Below are 14,888 nucleotides of genomic sequence, written 5' to 3'. Positions count from 1 at the left end.
AGCCGGTCCCCGCCCCTAGTGGTCGAAGAACACCAGGCTCGAGTTGATCAGCTCGGCGATCACCTCGGCGTCGTAGGCCCGGCGCAGGGATTCCCGGAAGGACTCCTTGGATAGTGAACGTGCCAAGGTGGCCAGCACTTCGAGGTGATCGGAGAACGAACTGGCCGGGGTGGCGATCAGCAGGATGACGGTGGCGGGACCGTCGGCGGCGCCGAAGTCCAAGGCGTGCCCGTACTTGGTGATTCCGACGGCGATGGACGTCCGCGAGACGAACTCACTGCGGGCGTGCGGCAGCCCGATTCCGCCCGGCAGGCCGGTGGCGAGCTGGTGTTCCCGGGCGTTGACCTGCTTAAGAAAGCCCGGCAGGTCCGTGACCCGGCCGGCCGCGAAGAGCCGTTCCGCGAGCTGCGCCGCAGCGTCCACCTTGTCCGTTGCCTCCAACTCCAAGATCACCAGTTCGGGGGTGGTCAGATCGGCATCGTACCGGTCAAGTGGTTCGGCCAAGGCGTGTTCCTTCGGTCAGGTCATAAGAGGGCTCAGGTCATTCAGCGCAACGGGACGATGTCCTCCACACCTAAACGGGCGGCGTCGGCTGATTCATCGTCCGGCTGCTGCTGGCTCAGCCGTTCAGCCTCAACCCGAGCGATATAGTGCTTTATTTCGCTTTCGCGCTGCACATCGCTCCAGCCAAGGACTTCGCCCATCAGTTTAGCGACCACCGGCACCGCGGACACGCCACGGTCCCACGCCTCAATGGAGATGCGGGTCCGCCGGGTCAGGACATCATGAACGTGCCGGGCGCCCTCGTGGGTTGCGGCGTAGACGGCTTCCGCCTGCAGGTAATCGTCGGCGCCGGGCAGCGGCTCTGCGAGTTCGGGCCGCTCCTTGATGATGGCGAGCACTTCAGGCGTCATGGATCCGTAGCGGTTGAGCAGGTGTTCCACCCTGGCCACGTGGACGCCGTATTCCTCGGCGGTCCTGCTCCGCCGGTTCCAGGCTGCCTTGAAACCGCTGGCACCGAGCAACGGGATGGTTTCGGTGCAGCTCGGCGGCACCCGCTCATCCATGGTGCGGGTGGCTTCGTCCACTGCGTCCTTGGCCATCACGCGGTACGTGGTCCATTTACCGCCGGCCACCACCACCAGGCCTGGTACGGGGTGCGCCACCACATGTTCACGGGACAGCTTGGCGGTGGAGTCGTTTTCACCGGCCAGCAGCGGACGCAGCCCGGCGTAGACCCCTTCGACGTCTTCCCGCGTCAGGGGCCGTTTGAGCACCTTGTTGACGTGCTCGAGGATGTAGTCGATGTCCTTGCTGGACGCTGCCGGATGGGCCTTGTCCAGATGCCAGTCGGTATCGGTGGTGCCGATGATCCAGTGCCGGCCCCAGGGGATCACGAACAGCACCGACTTTTCGGTGCGGAGGATCAGGCCAACGGTGGACTGGAACCGGTCACGGGGCACCACAAGGTGAATGCCCTTCGACGCCCGGACCTTCAGCTGGCCACGGTCGGTGACCATGGCCTGGGTTTCGTCAGTCCACACCCCGGTGGCGTTGATGACCTGCTTCGCCCGGATGCTGAACTGTGAGCCGTCCTCGTGGTTGACCACCTTGGCCCCCACCACGCGTTCGCCTTCACGGAGGAAATCCACCACGGCCATCTGGTTCACCGCATGGGCACCGTAGTGTGCCGCCGTCCGGATGAGGTTGGCGCAGTATTTGGCGTCGTCCACCTGGCCGTCGTAGTAGCGGATTGACCCCACAAAGGCATCCTTCTTGAGGCTGGGCGCGGCCCGCAGCGTGCCGCGCCTGCTGAGGTGCTTGTGGAACGGCACGCCCCGCCGGTGCCCGTTGGACACAGACATCAGGTCATACAAGGCGATGCCGGCCCCCACATAGGGACGCTCAAAGAAGGGCTTGGTCAGCGGATACAGGAATGGCACCGGCCGGGCCAGGTGCGGGGCTAGTTCCGAGAGGAGCAGTCCACGTTCCTGCAGCGCCTCCTTCACGAGTCCGAAATCCAGCATTTCGAGGTAGCGCAGGCCGCCGTGGATCAGCTTGGATGACCGTGACGACGTGCCGGCAGCCCAGTCGCTGGCCTCCACTATTCCCACGCTGAGTCCCCGGGTCACCGCGTCCAGGGCCGAACCGGTCCCGACGATCCCGCCGCCAACAATGAGGATGTCCAGTTCGTTGCCTGGCTCGGATGTGGCCCTTAGCCGGGCAATCGATGCTTCCCGGGCTGCGGGCCCCAGGACACCGCCTTCGTTTGGAACACTGTTCATGGAACGCCTCCCCTTGCCGCTGCTGCCGGTAGTAAACCCACACTACTTCGTTGCCGCGCAGTTGGGCAGGCGTCCGTGGACTCTTAGTTACCGGCGTACGGGGACACCACGACGTCGACGCGCTGGAATTCCTTCAGGTCCGAGTAACCTGTGGTGGCCATCGACCGGCGAAGCGCTCCAATCAGGTTCGACGTGCCGTTGGTGTGGTGTCCCGGTCCGAAGAGCACCTCTTCGAGGGGCCCCACAGTGCCCACGTTGGCCCGGTCCCCGCGGGGCAGTTCCAAGTGGTGGGCCTCCTGGCCCCAGTGCCAGCCCTTGCCCGGAGCCTCCTCGGCCCTCGCGAGCGCACTGCCGAGCATTACGGCGTCGGCGCCCATGGCGATTGCCTTGACGATGTCACCCGAGGTACCCATGCCGCCGTCGGCGATTACATGGACGTAGCGGCCGCCCGATTCGTCCATGTAGTCACGGCGGGCGGCCGCGACGTCGGAAATCGCGGAAGCCATGGGCGAATGGATGCCCAGCGCACGGCGGGTGGTGGCGGTGGCTCCCCCACCGAAGCCGACCAGGACGCCGGCAGCGCCGGTCCGCATCAGGTGCAGGGCGGGCGTGTAGCCGGCCGCGCCGCCCACAATCACCGGAACGTCGAGTTCGTAAATGAACTGCTTAAGGTTCAGCGGTTCGTCTTCTTTCGAGACGTGCTCGGCCGAGACGGTGGTCCCGCGGATGACAAAAATGTCGACGCCGGCGGCCACCACGGTTTTGTAGTGTTCCTGGGTGCGCTGCGGCGTCAGCGATCCGGCCACGGTCACTCCGGCAGCGCGGATCTCGGCGAGGCGGGACGTGATCAGTTCCGGCTGGATGGGCGCCCGGTAGAGCTCCTGCATGCGGCCGGTCACCGCCGGGCTGTTGACCTCATCTTCGAGGCCGGCGATCTCTTCCAGAATGGGCTGCGGGTCCTCGTAGCGGGTCCAGAGGCCCTCGAGGTCCAGGACACCCAGACCGCCCAGGCGGCCCAGGGCGATGACCGTCTCCGGGGACATGGCCGAATCCATCGGTGCCGCGATCACGGGCATCTCGAACTTGTAGGCATCAATCTGCCACGAGACAGACACGTCCTTGGGGTCGCGGGTACGACGGTTAGGGACGATCGCAATGTCATCCAGGGAGTAGGCACGACGCCCACGCTTGCCACGGCCGATCTCGATCTCGTAAGTCACTGCTCTAGGTTATCCCAGCCCCGGCGTTCTCCTCGGCCGGACTAAGATTTCGGGAATGGGCGAACGTTGGATCTTCGACGGGCATATAGCCGGCATCGGCACCGCGTCAGGGCTGCGGGCTGTGGTGGGTGTCTGGCAGCTGTCCCCGTTCGGGTCCTTTGCCGACGTCATGGTCCAGCAGGCGTCCGGGCACCGGCTGCTGCTCGCCCCCACCCAGGAAGTGGCCGCCTTTATCTCTGCCACGTACAGCTTCGATTCGGTGAAGGTCGTGGAGGTGAATGCGCGGTTCGAAGACCGGCTTCTGACGGTCGACGCCGGCCCGCTGCAGCTGCGTGCCAGCGTGGGCAGCAGGCCCCTCCTCGGCAAGGCGCTGCGCATAGTGCCGCGGGCACTCGCCGTGCACACGGCGTGGTTGCAGGCCATCAGTCCCCTGGCCGGGCTGCTCAGCCCAGGGTCCCGGACCTCGGGGACTGCCGGAAGCGGCAGACTGGAGTATTACGGGGTGAGCGACCTGCACCGCATCAGCTCCGCCGTCGTCAGTTGGAACGGTGCGCACGCCGGGGACTTGGCCCCCATCCGACCCGGCGTCACCTTCGGCTTCAGCAGCGTCCCCGCCCGGCCCAGCATGGCGCGGGTCCGCACCACAGTGGTGGAAGCCTAGGGTCCTGCGGCTGCTGGGCCCACATCAGCAGGGTTCCCTGGCCGAGCTTGCGAGGTTAGGGGGATGATGGGGACCGTCAGCTGGGACTCGAACATCCTGAAGTAGCGGCCACGCAGCGCAACCAGTTCCTTGTGGGTGCCCTGTTCCACGATTTGCCCGTCCTCGAGCATGTAGACGATGTCCGCCTTCTCAATGGTGGCAAGCCGGTGGCTGATGGCAATGATGGTGCTGCTGCGGTCAGAGAAAAGCCGGGTGAAGATCCGGTGCTCCGCCAGCGCGTCGATGGCTGAGGTGGGCTCGTCCATCACCATGAACGACGCATCGCGGTAGAAGTTCCTGGCCATCGCGAGCCGCTGCCACTGTCCGCCGGAGAGTCCGCTGCCCTTCCGGCCGCGTGGATCCTCCATCCAGTTGCTGACGTGGTTGTCCAGGCCGTTGGGCAGCTTGTTGATGAATTCGAGGGCCTCCGCGTCGCCCGCCGCCCGCCGGATGCGGTCATCATCCCGTGGCGAGTCGACGTCGCCGAAGCGAATGTTGTCCGCGGCCGTCGCAAACTCGTACTTCAGGAATTCCTGGCTCAGCACCGCCAGGTGGCGGTGCCAGGAGGTGACATCGACGGCGGCGAGGTCCACGTCGTCGAGCATTACCTGTCCGGAGTCCGGGGCGTAGAGCCCGGCCAGGATCCTGATCAGGGTGGACTTTCCTGCTCCGTTCTCCCCCACGATGGCGATGTGCTGCCCTTCCCGGATGGTCATACTGATGCCGCGGATCACCTCGAGGTCGCTGCCTGTGTAGGTAAAGCGGATGTCCCGCAGCTCCACAGTTTTGGGTGACTGCAGCAGCGGCGGGGCGTGGCGGGAGTGGATCGGCAGTGCCATGAACAGTTCATAGTCCGTGAGGTTCGCCAGGTCCTCATCAATGGAACTCAGGGACGACACCAGGTTGTTGGCCGTGGACAGGGCACGGCTGACGATCTGCTGGACATACAGGAACTGGCCCACCGGCTGTGCCCGGGCGATGATCTGCCCCACCACCCAGATCAGCGAGACCACCTCCGCGCCGTATTGCAGAGCATCGGCGGCAAGCTGCTTCGGGATGTAACGCTTCTGGAAGTCAAGGCGCCGGCGCTCGTCCGCGTCGCGCAGCCTGGACCGGAAGTCCATCAGGTAGCGCACGATCCCGTACAGCCGCATCTCCGCGATGTGCTGCGGACGGAGCAGGTTCGTTTCGATCATCCGGCGCTGGCGGCGCGAATCCACCTGCGTGTTCCAGTGCGCGATCTGCTCCCGCGAAAGCTTGAACTGAAGGTAGACGCTGGGCACGATTGCGATGAGCACAATCACGGCGATCCACCAGCTGACCAGGAGCAGGGCACCGATCGCCAGGATCACCGAGACAAGCTGGGTGAAGATCGCGGCGATCCGGTCCAGGACCCGGGCGTAGGAGTCGGAGAACCGTTTGGCGCGGTCGTACAGGTCCACGGTCTCTTTGTCGTCATAGCGCCAGAACTCCAGCGCCAGGAAGCGCTCATACATCTGGTCGCCCACGATAGCGCCCACTTTGAAGCTCATCAGCTGCTGGATGTACCGGTCCACGCTGCCGAAGGCGCCCCAGAACAGTCCCAGGGCCGCAGTGATGATCACGTACACAATGGCCTGCTGGCCCGCCGCGGCATTGCCCGCGTAAGCCGCCGCCAGGGCGGTGGTGGTCAGCGCGGCGAAGTAGGTGGTGACCAGCGGCAGGGTGGCCGAGATCAGCGACCCCACAACCTTCATCACGACGGCGGCGGGCGAGGCCCGGAAGCTGACGCGCAGAACCTGCGCAACGGCCCGGGCATAGGGCCTCACGGCAAGTTTCCGGCTGGGCGTCCGGGCGGGCCGCAGCTCAGACACGTGCGTTAGCGCGAACCGTAGTTCGGAGCCTCCACGGTCATCTGGATGTCGTGGGGGTGGGATTCCTTCAAACCCGCCGCGGTGATGCGGACGAACTTGCCGCGGGCCTTGAGCTCCGGGATGGTGGGTGCGCCGGTGTAGAACATGGTCTGGCGGAGGCCGCCCACCAGCTGGTAGGCCACCGAGGCGAGCGGGCCGCGATAAGCGACGCGCCCTTCGATGCCCTCGGGAATGAGCTTGTCGTCACCGGAGACGTCCGCCTGGAAGTAGCGGTCCTTGGAGTAGGACGTGTTCTTGCCGCGCGTCTGCATGGCGCCGAGGGAGCCCATGCCGCGGTAGAGCTTGAACTGCTTGCCGTTGACGAAGATCAGGTCACCCGGGGACTCATCGCAGCCGGCGAGGAGGGAGCCCAGCATAACGGTGTCGGCGCCGGCGACCAGCGCCTTGCCGATGTCGCCCGAGTACTGCAGGCCGCCGTCGGCGATGAGAGGCACACCGGCGGGGATCGCTGCCTTGGCGGACTCGTAGATGGCAGTGATCTGCGGGACACCCACGCCGGCCACCACGCGGGTGGTGCAGATGGAACCGGGGCCCACGCCAACCTTGATGCCGTCCGCACCGGCGTCGATCAGCGCCTGGGCGCCTTCCCGGGTGGCTGCCTGGCCGCCGATGATGTCCACGTGGGCTGCCACGGGATCAGACTTGAGGCGGCGGATCATGTCCAGGACGCCCTGCGAATGGCCGTTGGCCGTGTCAACGAACAGTGCGTCAACGCCGGCGTCGATCAGGGCCATGGCACGTTCCCAGCCGTCACCGAAGAAACCGATGGCGGCACCAACACGGAGCCGGCCCTCGTCATCCTTGGTGGCCAGCGGGTACTGCTCAGCCTTGGTGAAGTCCTTGGTGGTGATAAGCCCCTTGAGCCGGCCCTGCTCATCAACGAGCGGCAGCTTTTCGATCTTGTTGGTGGCCAGCTTGTGGGAGGCTTCCTCACGGCTGATGCCCACATGGCCGGTGATCAGGGGCATCTTGGTCATCACGTCGCTGACCAGCCGCAGCGGGAAGTCGGCTTCCGGAACAAAACGGGTGTCGCGGTTGGTGACGATGCCGAGCAGCCGCATGCCCTCGTCCACCACGGGGAGGCCGGACACGCGGTATTGCGAGCAGATCTCATCCAGTTCCGCCAGGGTGGCTTCCGGGCCGATGGTCAGCGGGTTGGTGATCATCCCGGACTCGCTGCGCTTGACGCGGTCAACCTGGTCGGCCTGGTCCTGGATGGAGAGGTTGCGGTGGATGACGCCCAAGCCGCCCTGGCGTGCCATGGCGATGGCCATCCGCGATTCGGTGACGGTGTCCATGGCGGCGGACAGCAGCGGCGTGTGAACAGAGATCCGCTTGGAAATCCGCGACGTCGTGTCAGCTTCGGACGGGATGACGTCCGTGTGGCCCGGGAGGAGCAGGACGTCGTCGTAGGTCAGGCCGATGAAGCCGAAGGGGTTGTGCTCGGGCTGGGTCATGAGTGCGCCTCTTACCTTGGTATTGGGTTCTCGGGTAGGGGTTGCAGCTGATGACCAGCCCGTCATTACGGGACTGGTCGGTGCAGGGGCCTAATAAGTTTGTGCCTCGCGCGCGGAAGCCATGCGCAAAGCTTTGAGTAAATATTAGAACCTCGCAGCCGATCCCCCTATTCCGGGAACGCATTGTGAGCAAGGGCACCCCCCGCCCGCTCGCCGAAGAGGGTCACGTCCAGCCGGTGGCCGCCAGCAACCGCTGTTCAAACATGGGGATCATGCTTTCGACGTACGTCCGGCTCAGGTGGTTGTCGTCCTTGTACACGTAGACGTTTCCCACCACGGCCGGGCAGATGCCCTCGGCGCAGATGAAATCGCTCAGGTCCATCAGGTGCAGGCCGGCGACTTTGCCGCGGTAGCTCTCCAGCGGCGAAGGATCCACCAAGGATTCGTTCAAGGGCGGGTTGCAGGCTGGGGCGTCCGGTGCGTAGCGCTGGACGCACTCCGGCATGTTGAAGGTGAACCGGGGGTTGTCCCGGATCCCGACGATTTCGATCCCGGCATCTGCGATCGGCTGGATTCCCTCAAGGTACGCGGGGACCTCGGTCTCGAACGGGGCCTCCTCATGGGTCAGCGTGGCTACCGTGAAGACGGCATCCGGCCTGTGTTCGAGCACGTACGCCGTGCTGGCGCGGTTGTAGGTGTTGCATTCGGCGTTCCGGGTCTCGGAGTAGGCCCCGAAGCGGCAGGCGGGCATCAGCAGCGTGACGAGTTCCCAGCCACGGGCTTCCGCGACGGGGGCCAGGGCTGCCAGGTACTGCTGGGCGTGCGAGTCCCCCAGCACCACGATCCGCTTGGTGATTTCGCCGGAGGGGACCTCCTGCCGGCAGCCTTCCAGCACCGGGTCCTGCGGTGCATTCCTGCCGAGACAGGGCGCCTGGATCCCTGCCCAGTCGCTGTCGAGGGCCGCGGGGGCCGGAATGATCCGCGCCGCCGGCGCGGGCGTTCCGCCGTTCCCCTGGGTGAGTTGGGCCGCCCCCGGCGTCAGTTCCCGGGGTTGCGCTGCGGTGGCAGCCTCCACCTCGGTGAGGCTCGTCTGCCACACCGCGACAGGGCCGGCCAGGACGGCGCAACAAGCGGCAACGACGACGGCGGTGCGCCAGCTGCGCACCTGCGGCCAGTGCCACTCGCGGAGCGGCTTTTCAACAAAGCGGGTGGTCAGGACCGCGAGGACCACCGAGGCGGCGATGATTGCCCCGCCCTGGCTGAGGTTGGGTGACTCGACGCCGGTTGCGGCCAGCGCCAGCACCAGGACGGGCCAGTGCCACAGGTAGAGGGCATAGGAGTTATCGCCCAGCGAGACCAGCGGCTTCCAGCTCAGGAAGCGGTCCACGCCGAAACGGCTGCCGCTTTGGCCGGCCACAATAATCGCTGCCGCGGCGAGGGTGGGCCACAAAGCCACGAACCCCGGGAAAGCCCGGTCCACAGTCAGTACCAGCCCGCAGGAGACCATGGCCGCCAGGCCTGCCCAGCCGAGCACCAGGCGGAGCACTCTGCCAGGGTTCAGCAGGGGCAGTCCCAGTGCGAGGAGGGAGCCCAGTGCAAATTCCCACAGCCGGGTCCTCGTGTCGAAGTAGGCGTAGGCCTGGTTTGTTGCCGTCTGGTCAATCGAGAACGCGAGCGATGCGGCGAGGATGACTGCGAAGCCGGCAGCCAGCACCGCGCGGTAACTGATGCTGTACCGCCGGCGGAGGAGCTTCCACACCACCGCGGAGCCGGCGAAGACGAGCGGCCACAGGATAAAGACCTGTCCTTGGATGGACAGGGACCAGAAGTGCTGCAGCGGACTCGCACTGGCGTGGTCCTGGGCGTAGTAGTCCACGGCGGTGTCCGCCAGCAGCCAGTTCTGCCTGTACAAGAGCGACGCCCAGGCCTGCTCGAGCACCATGGGCCAGCGGCTTTGCGGGAGGATGAGCCAAGTGCCGGCGAGCACTCCGAGGATCACCACGACGGCGGCTGGCAGCAAGCGCTTGAACAGGTGCAGCCAGTGCCGGACCAGGTTGAGGGAGGTCCCGGACTCCACCTTCCGGACGAACGAGAGAGTCAGGAGGAAGGCCGAGATGAGGAGGAAGATATCCACACCACCGGACACCCGGCCAAGCCACACGTGGTAGGTCACCACCATCAGGACTGCGAGCGCACGGAGCCCTTGGACTTCGGGGCGGAAGGTGGGTTTCCGGCGGGCGCTGGTGGCGCCTGAAGTACCGTCCGGGGCAGCCTCTGTTCTCGCAATCAACACAAGTGACCCCTCAAGACCGGCTGGCAAAAACATCAAGCCTACGGACACGCGACGTCCAAGGCCAATCAGGTCCTCCCAAGGCCGTGCGCGGCACGAACTAAGCTGGCCACTACCAGGGAAGGGAGCGGACGTGATTGTCCAGCTGCGGATTTGTGTGCCCGAAGAGCTGTCGGCGGTGGCGCTGCAGGCTTGCCAGGATCAGGTTGGAACGGCCGAGACGGCGTTCTTCCCGGGCGCGTCCGTAGCTCCGAAGGGCGATGTCATCGAGGTGCAGGCTGCCAGGGAGGCGGTGGAGGAACTGCTCGAGAAGCTCCACGTCCTCAAGGTGCAGGAGGTGGGCTCGATCGTAATTGCCATGCCGGAGCTGGTGTTGTCACGGCGTGCAGAGGAGGCGGAATCTTCGGCGCCCGGAGACGGCGCGGACGCGATGATCTGGGACGAAGTCAGCCACCAGACGGGCGAGGACTCCCGGCTCACATGGAGCTATCTCGCCTTCCTGGTACTGGCCACACAGCTCGCCGCGATCGGCATCGTGACGAATTCCACCATCGCGATCGTCGGGGCGATGGCCGTAGGGCCGGAGTTCGGACCGTTGGCTGCCTTGGCAGTGGCGCTGGCGAGACGGCAGTGGACGCTGGGGCGCCGGGCTGCCGTGGCGCTGGCCGTTGGTTTTCCTGTGGCCATGCTGCTGGCGGCCCTGACAGCGTGGCTGTCTGTCCCCTTGGGCCTCTTTCCCGCCGATGCACTGGATACCGGGTCCGCCGTCGAATTCATCTACCACCCGGGGCCCTACTCCCTCATTGTCGCGGTCCTGGCCGGAGCCGCCGGTATGCTTTCGGTCATTAGCCGCCGTTCGGCGGCCCTGATTGGCGTCTTTATCTCTGTTACCACAGTGCCAGCGGCGGGATTCGTTGCGGTGGCGCTGGTCCTTGGCGAGTACCAGAAGGCGGCCGGCTCGGCCCTGCAGCTGCTGGTCAACCTCGTGGGTATCGTGGCGGCGGCCCTGGCCGTCCTCCTCTTTTACCGTGTGGTCTCCAGGCGCCTGCCCGAAGCAGCGGCCCGGCAGCTCAGCCGGCAGCTGCGGCGGACCCGCGGTTGACCGTTTACTAACGCAGCAAACCGCGCAGCGTCTGGATGGTGTCGGCCTCCGCCGCCGTCTTGTCGTCGCGGTAACGCTTTACCCGGGCGAACCGCAGGGCGATTCCGCCCGGATAGCGCGAGGATTGCTGCACTCCGTCGATTGCGATCTCGACGACGGTGACTGGGTCAACCCAGACGGTGCCCGCTGTGCGCCGCACTTCGAGCTCCTGGAACCGCTGAGTCTGCCAGCGCAGCAGGTCGTCGGTGAGTCCCTTGAACGTTTTCCCCACCATCACGTAACCACCGCTCGGGCCGAACTCGCCGGTCGGGTCCAAGGCTCCAAGGTGCACATTCGACAGCAACCCCGTGCGCCGGCCTGAGCCCCACTCGCAGGCGAGGACCACCAGGTCGTAGGTCAGCACCGGCTTCACCTTGATCCAGTTCGACCCGCGCCGACCGGCCGCGTACGCCGATCCCACCGCTTTCACCACCACACCTTCATGCCCCGCCGCGAGCGCATCGCGGGACACTCTCTCGGCGATGGCCGCATCCGCTGTGATCTCCCCCGGAATCCGGTGCTCAGGGGCGATGCGCTCAAGCACCCCGATGCGCGTGGACAGCGGCTCGTCGAGCAGGTCCTGCCCGTCGATGTGCAGCACGTCGAAGAACCAGGGATGGAGCACCGCGGCCCGCGCCGCGTCCGCCCCGAAACGCGACATGGTCTCCTGGAACGGCCGCGGGCCGCCGTCCTCATCTAGGGTGAGTGTCTCGCCGTCGAGAATCACATCGCGGACCGGCAGCCCGCGCACCACCTCCACCACCTCGGGCAGCCGGTGGGTCACGTCGGCCAGGGTGCGCGTGAAGATGCGGACATCCTCGCCGCGGCGATGCACCTGGATGCGGGCGCCGTCGAGCTTGTACTCCACGGATGCTTCCCCCGTGACCTGCAACGCCGCGCTGGGGCTGGCCGCCGTCGTGGCGAGCATGGGCTGCACGGGCCGGCCGATGACAAGGCCGACGGCGTCAAGCTGGGCTGCCGTGCCCGTGATCGCCAGGAGTGCCGTCCCGCCGAGGTCCCCGGAAAGCATGGCGGCGCGGCGGACTGAGTCCACCGGCCTGTCGGCGGCGCGGGCCACGGCGTCTGTCAGCACCCCCTCCAGGGCACCGGTCCGCAGTTCCCCGAGCAGCACGCCGGCAATGAAGGCCTGCTCGCGTTCGGTGGCCGCCGCCGTGAGCGTCCGGAGTGTCGCGGCACGCTCCGCGGCCGACCCCGATCCGCCGGTGGCGAGCAGCCGATCCAGTGCGGCGTCAAGAGCGGACACGGTGAGGCTCGGTTCGGCGGCCGGTTCACCCATGGCCGCTGACATGCCGCGCCAACCGACCCCAACCCGGCCCTGGCGCGGCCGGGCGGTCAGCAGCCCGACTACGGTGGCGATGTCGCCGGGCTCGAGGCGGCGCAGCAGGCCGGCTAGGGCCTCGACCTTCACGAGCCGCGAGCGCGTGGACGTGACGGCCTGAGTTGTTTGCACAAGCTCATCGAGCAGCATGGCAACAGTCTGCCACGGCAACTGGCTCTGGACAGGTCCGGAACACCGTTCCAGACTTGGTGCATGGGTATCATCGTCGCGAACCTGTTCATCACCCTCGACGGCGTCTACCAGGCGCCCGGCGGACGTGAAGAAGACCCTGAAGGCGGCTTCGCCTACGGCGGCTGGCAGGCCCCGGTGTCCGATGACGAGGCCGGCGCTGCCATCGGGGAGGAGATCGGCCGGATCGACGCCCTGCTCCTCGGCCGGAAAACCTACGACATCTTCGCGGCCTACTGGCCCCACCAGACCGATGAGATCGGCAACACGCTCAACCGCGTACCCAAGTTCGTCGTCTCGGACACCCTGACGGCTCCGGGCTGGGAGGGCACAACGGTCCTGCCGGATGCCGAGGCCGCAGGACGGCTGCGCGAGGAGCATGGCGAGGTGCACATGTTCGGCAGCGGCGTCCTCATCCGTTCACTGCTCGAGGCCGATCTCCTGGACCGCCTCCACCTCTGGCTGTATCCGCTCACCCTCGGCCAGGGCAAGCGTCTCTTCGACGCCTGGCCCATCGCAACTACCTTCCGCCTTGCGGAACCGGCCCGCTCCTTCCCGAAGGGTGCGGTGTCGCTGGTCTACGAGCGCGCGGGCGGCGTCGAGACACGAGACATGGCGGCCAGCTAGATCCCGGCCGTCCCAGGGCACAAAAAACCGGCCCAGCCGAAGCTGGACCGGTTTTTAGGTGTAACTGTCAGTGGCTGTGGCCTGCGTGCTCGTCTTCTTCAGCGGGCTTCTCCACCACGAGGGTCTCGGTGGTGAGAACCAGCGCGGCGATGGAAGCGGCGTTGCGGAGGGCTGCGCGGGTGACCTTGACGGGGTCGATGACGCCGGCGGCGATCAGGTCTTCGTACTCGCCCGACTTGGCGTTGAAGCCGTTGTTGGTTTCGAGTTCGGCAACCTTGGCGGTGACAACGTAGCCGTCGAAGCCGGCGTTCTGGGCGATCCAGCGCAGCGGCTGGACCAGCGCGCGGCGGACGATGCCCACAGCTGCGGCGGCGTCGCCGTCGAGGGCCTTGACTGCGGGGTCCTCGTCGAGGGCCTTCAGCGCGTGGATGAGGGCGGAGCCGCCACCGGCCACGATGCCTTCTTCGAGGGCGGCGCGGGTGGAGGACACTGCATCTTCGATGCGGTGCTTCTTTTCCTTCAGCTCAACCTCGGTGGCTGCGCCAACCCTGATCACGCCGATGCCGCCGGCCAGCTTGGCCAGGCGCTCCTGGAGCTTTTCCCGGTCCCAGTCGGAGTCGGTGCGGGTCAGCTCGGCGCGCAGCTGGGAAACCCGGGCTGCGACGTCTTCTGCGGAACCGGCGCCGTCCACGATGGTGGTGTTGTCCTTGGTGACCGTGATGCGGCGGGCGGTACCCAGCACCTCAAGGCCGACCGTGTCCAGGCTGAGGCCCAGTTCCGGCGAGACAACCTGCGCACCGGTGAGGGTGGCGATGTCCTGCAGCATGGCCTTGCGGCGGTCGCCGAAGCCCGGAGCCTTGACGGCAACCACGTTCAGGGTGCCGCGGATGCGGTTGACGATCAGCGTGGACAGGGCCTCGCCTTCGACGTCTTCAGCAATGATGAAGAGCGGCTTGGAGCTCTGCAGCGCCTTTTCCAGCAGCGGCAGGAAGTCCTGGACAGAGGAGATCTTGCCCTGGTTGATCAGGATGAGGGCGTCCTCGAGGACGGCTTCCTGACGCTCGGAATCGGTCACGAAGTACGGGGACAGGTAGCCCTTGTCGAACTGCATGCCTTCGGTGAGGACCAGCTCGGTCTGCGTGGTGGAGGATTCCTCGATGGTGATCACACCATCCTTGCCGACCTTGCCGAAGGCCTCCGCGAGGAGCTCGCCGATTTCGTCGCTCTGGGCGGAGATGGCGGCCACGTTGGCAACCTGGGTGCCCTCAACGGGGCGTGCGTTCTCCAGCAGGCGGGCTGCAACGGCTTCAACGGAAACCTCGATGCCGCGCTTGATCTGGCCCGGAGCGGCGCCGGCTGCAACGTTGCGCAGGCCTTCCTTGACCAGGGCCTGGGCCAGAACGGTGGCCGTGGTGGTGCCGTCGCCGGCCACATCGTTGGTCTTGGTGGCTACTTCCTTGGCCAGCTGGGCGCCGAGGTTTTCGTACGGGTCATCAAGCTCAACTTCGCGGGCGATGGTGACGCCGTCGTTGGTGATGGTGGGTGCCCCCCACTTTTTGTCGAGGACAACGTTGCGGCCGCGGGGGCCGAGCGTCACCTTGACAGTGTTGGCGAGCTTATCGATGCCGGCTTCAAGCGACCGGCGGGCAGCGTCATTAAACGCAAGCTGCTTTGCCATGGTTTTGTCCTTTCAAGACAGAACCCCGCGCAGCTGACCAGCGGAATGC

11 protein-coding genes are annotated in these 14,888 nt (G+C 66.3%); 3 read left to right on the top strand and 8 right to left on the bottom strand.

Going from position 1 to position 14,888, the window contains the following annotated elements; all coding sequences use genetic code 11:
* Nucleotides 1-15 precede the first annotated feature (15 nt).
* The 3 genes from AB4Y73_RS03795 to AB4Y73_RS03785 form a co-directional block, all read right to left on the bottom strand.
* Nucleotides 16-504: a PTS sugar transporter subunit IIA gene (locus tag AB4Y73_RS03795; RefSeq protein ID WP_441868685.1), complete on the bottom strand. Its 489-nt coding sequence runs from the start codon at nt 502-504 to the stop codon at nt 16-18.
* 41 nt (nt 505-545) lie between these two features.
* Nucleotides 546-2,285: a glycerol-3-phosphate dehydrogenase/oxidase gene (locus AB4Y73_RS03790; protein WP_441868682.1), complete on the bottom strand. Its 1,740-nt coding sequence runs from the start codon at nt 2,283-2,285 to the stop codon at nt 546-548.
* Between the two features lie 83 nt (nt 2,286-2,368).
* The gene (locus tag AB4Y73_RS03785) at nt 2,369-3,505 is read right to left on the bottom strand and encodes a GuaB3 family IMP dehydrogenase-related protein (RefSeq protein ID WP_441868679.1); all 1,137 of its coding nucleotides are present in this window, start codon (nt 3,503-3,505) and stop codon (nt 2,369-2,371) included.
* Nucleotides 3,506-3,560: 55 nt separating this feature from the next.
* On the opposite strand from AB4Y73_RS03785, the gene AB4Y73_RS03780 reads away from it, so the two are divergent.
* Nucleotides 3,561-4,166: a hypothetical protein gene (locus AB4Y73_RS03780; protein WP_441868677.1), complete on the top strand. Its 606-nt coding sequence runs from the start codon at nt 3,561-3,563 to the stop codon at nt 4,164-4,166.
* Here AB4Y73_RS03780 and AB4Y73_RS03775 read toward each other — a convergent pair.
* The 3 genes from AB4Y73_RS03775 to AB4Y73_RS03765 all read right to left on the bottom strand — a co-directional run bounded on the left by AB4Y73_RS03775 (nt 4,163) and on the right by AB4Y73_RS03765 (nt 9,868).
* Nucleotides 4,163-6,121, bottom strand: coding sequence for an ABC transporter ATP-binding protein (locus AB4Y73_RS03775; protein ID WP_441869763.1), 1,959 nt, complete (start codon nt 6,119-6,121; stop codon nt 4,163-4,165). The two genes, AB4Y73_RS03780 and AB4Y73_RS03775, sit on opposite strands and share 4 nt — an antisense overlap.
* The gene (gene guaB, locus AB4Y73_RS03770) at nt 6,064-7,575 is read right to left on the bottom strand and encodes an IMP dehydrogenase (RefSeq protein WP_441868674.1); all 1,512 of its coding nucleotides are present in this window, start codon (nt 7,573-7,575) and stop codon (nt 6,064-6,066) included. The genes AB4Y73_RS03775 and guaB overlap by 58 nt, the downstream gene beginning before the upstream one ends.
* Nucleotides 7,576-7,798: 223 nt before the next feature.
* A complete protein-coding gene (locus tag AB4Y73_RS03765) occupies nt 7,799-9,868 on the bottom strand; it encodes an acyltransferase family protein (protein ID WP_441868671.1) in 2,070 nt (689 codons plus the stop codon).
* A 130-nt stretch (nt 9,869-9,998) separates the two neighbouring features.
* On the opposite strand from AB4Y73_RS03765, the gene AB4Y73_RS03760 reads away from it, so the two are divergent.
* Nucleotides 9,999-10,967 (top strand): DUF389 domain-containing protein, encoded by a 969-nt coding sequence (locus AB4Y73_RS03760; protein WP_441868668.1) that lies wholly within the window; start codon nt 9,999-10,001, stop codon nt 10,965-10,967.
* A 7-nt stretch (nt 10,968-10,974) separates the two neighbouring features.
* On the opposite strand, the gene AB4Y73_RS03755 is transcribed toward AB4Y73_RS03760, so the two are convergent.
* Nucleotides 10,975-12,495, bottom strand: a complete 1,521-nt coding sequence (locus tag AB4Y73_RS03755; protein ID WP_441869760.1) for an ATP-dependent DNA ligase — start codon at nt 12,493-12,495, stop codon at nt 10,975-10,977.
* Between the two features lie 63 nt (nt 12,496-12,558).
* Between AB4Y73_RS03755 and AB4Y73_RS03750 the strand changes: the two genes are divergently transcribed.
* On the top strand, nt 12,559-13,161 hold the full coding sequence (locus AB4Y73_RS03750; RefSeq protein ID WP_441868665.1) for a dihydrofolate reductase family protein: 603 nt from the start codon (nt 12,559-12,561) through the stop codon (nt 13,159-13,161).
* A 67-nt stretch (nt 13,162-13,228) separates the two neighbouring features.
* On the opposite strand, the gene groL is transcribed toward AB4Y73_RS03750, so the two are convergent.
* Entirely contained in the window at nt 13,229-14,839 is a 1,611-nt protein-coding gene (gene groL, locus AB4Y73_RS03745) for a chaperonin GroEL (RefSeq protein ID WP_441868662.1), read from the bottom strand.
* Nucleotides 14,840-14,888: the final 49 nt, after the last annotated feature.

This window comes from Pseudarthrobacter sp. TAF60_1, from assembly GCF_052113505.1.
GTDB lineage: Bacteria > Actinomycetota > Actinomycetes > Actinomycetales > Micrococcaceae > Arthrobacter.
The sequence above is the reverse complement of the archived record's forward strand: the minus strand, read 5'-3'. Positions and strand labels throughout refer to the sequence as shown.

Coding starts and splice junctions, on each gene's coding strand:
- AB4Y73_RS03790 (WP_441868682.1), bottom strand. CDS start 2,285: ATGAACAGTGTTCCAAACGAAGGCGGTGTCCTGGGGCCCGCAGCCCGG.
- AB4Y73_RS03780 (WP_441868677.1), top strand. CDS start 3,561: ATGGGCGAACGTTGGATCTTCGACGGGCATATAGCCGGCATCGGCACC.
- guaB (WP_441868674.1), bottom strand. CDS start 7,575: ATGACCCAGCCCGAGCACAACCCCTTCGGCTTCATCGGCCTGACCTAC.
- AB4Y73_RS03755 (WP_441869760.1), bottom strand. CDS start 12,495: ATGCTGCTCGATGAGCTTGTGCAAACAACTCAGGCCGTCACGTCCACG.
- AB4Y73_RS03750 (WP_441868665.1), top strand. CDS start 12,559: ATGGGTATCATCGTCGCGAACCTGTTCATCACCCTCGACGGCGTCTAC.
- groL (WP_441868662.1), bottom strand. CDS start 14,839: ATGGCAAAGCAGCTTGCGTTTAATGACGCTGCCCGCCGGTCGCTTGAA.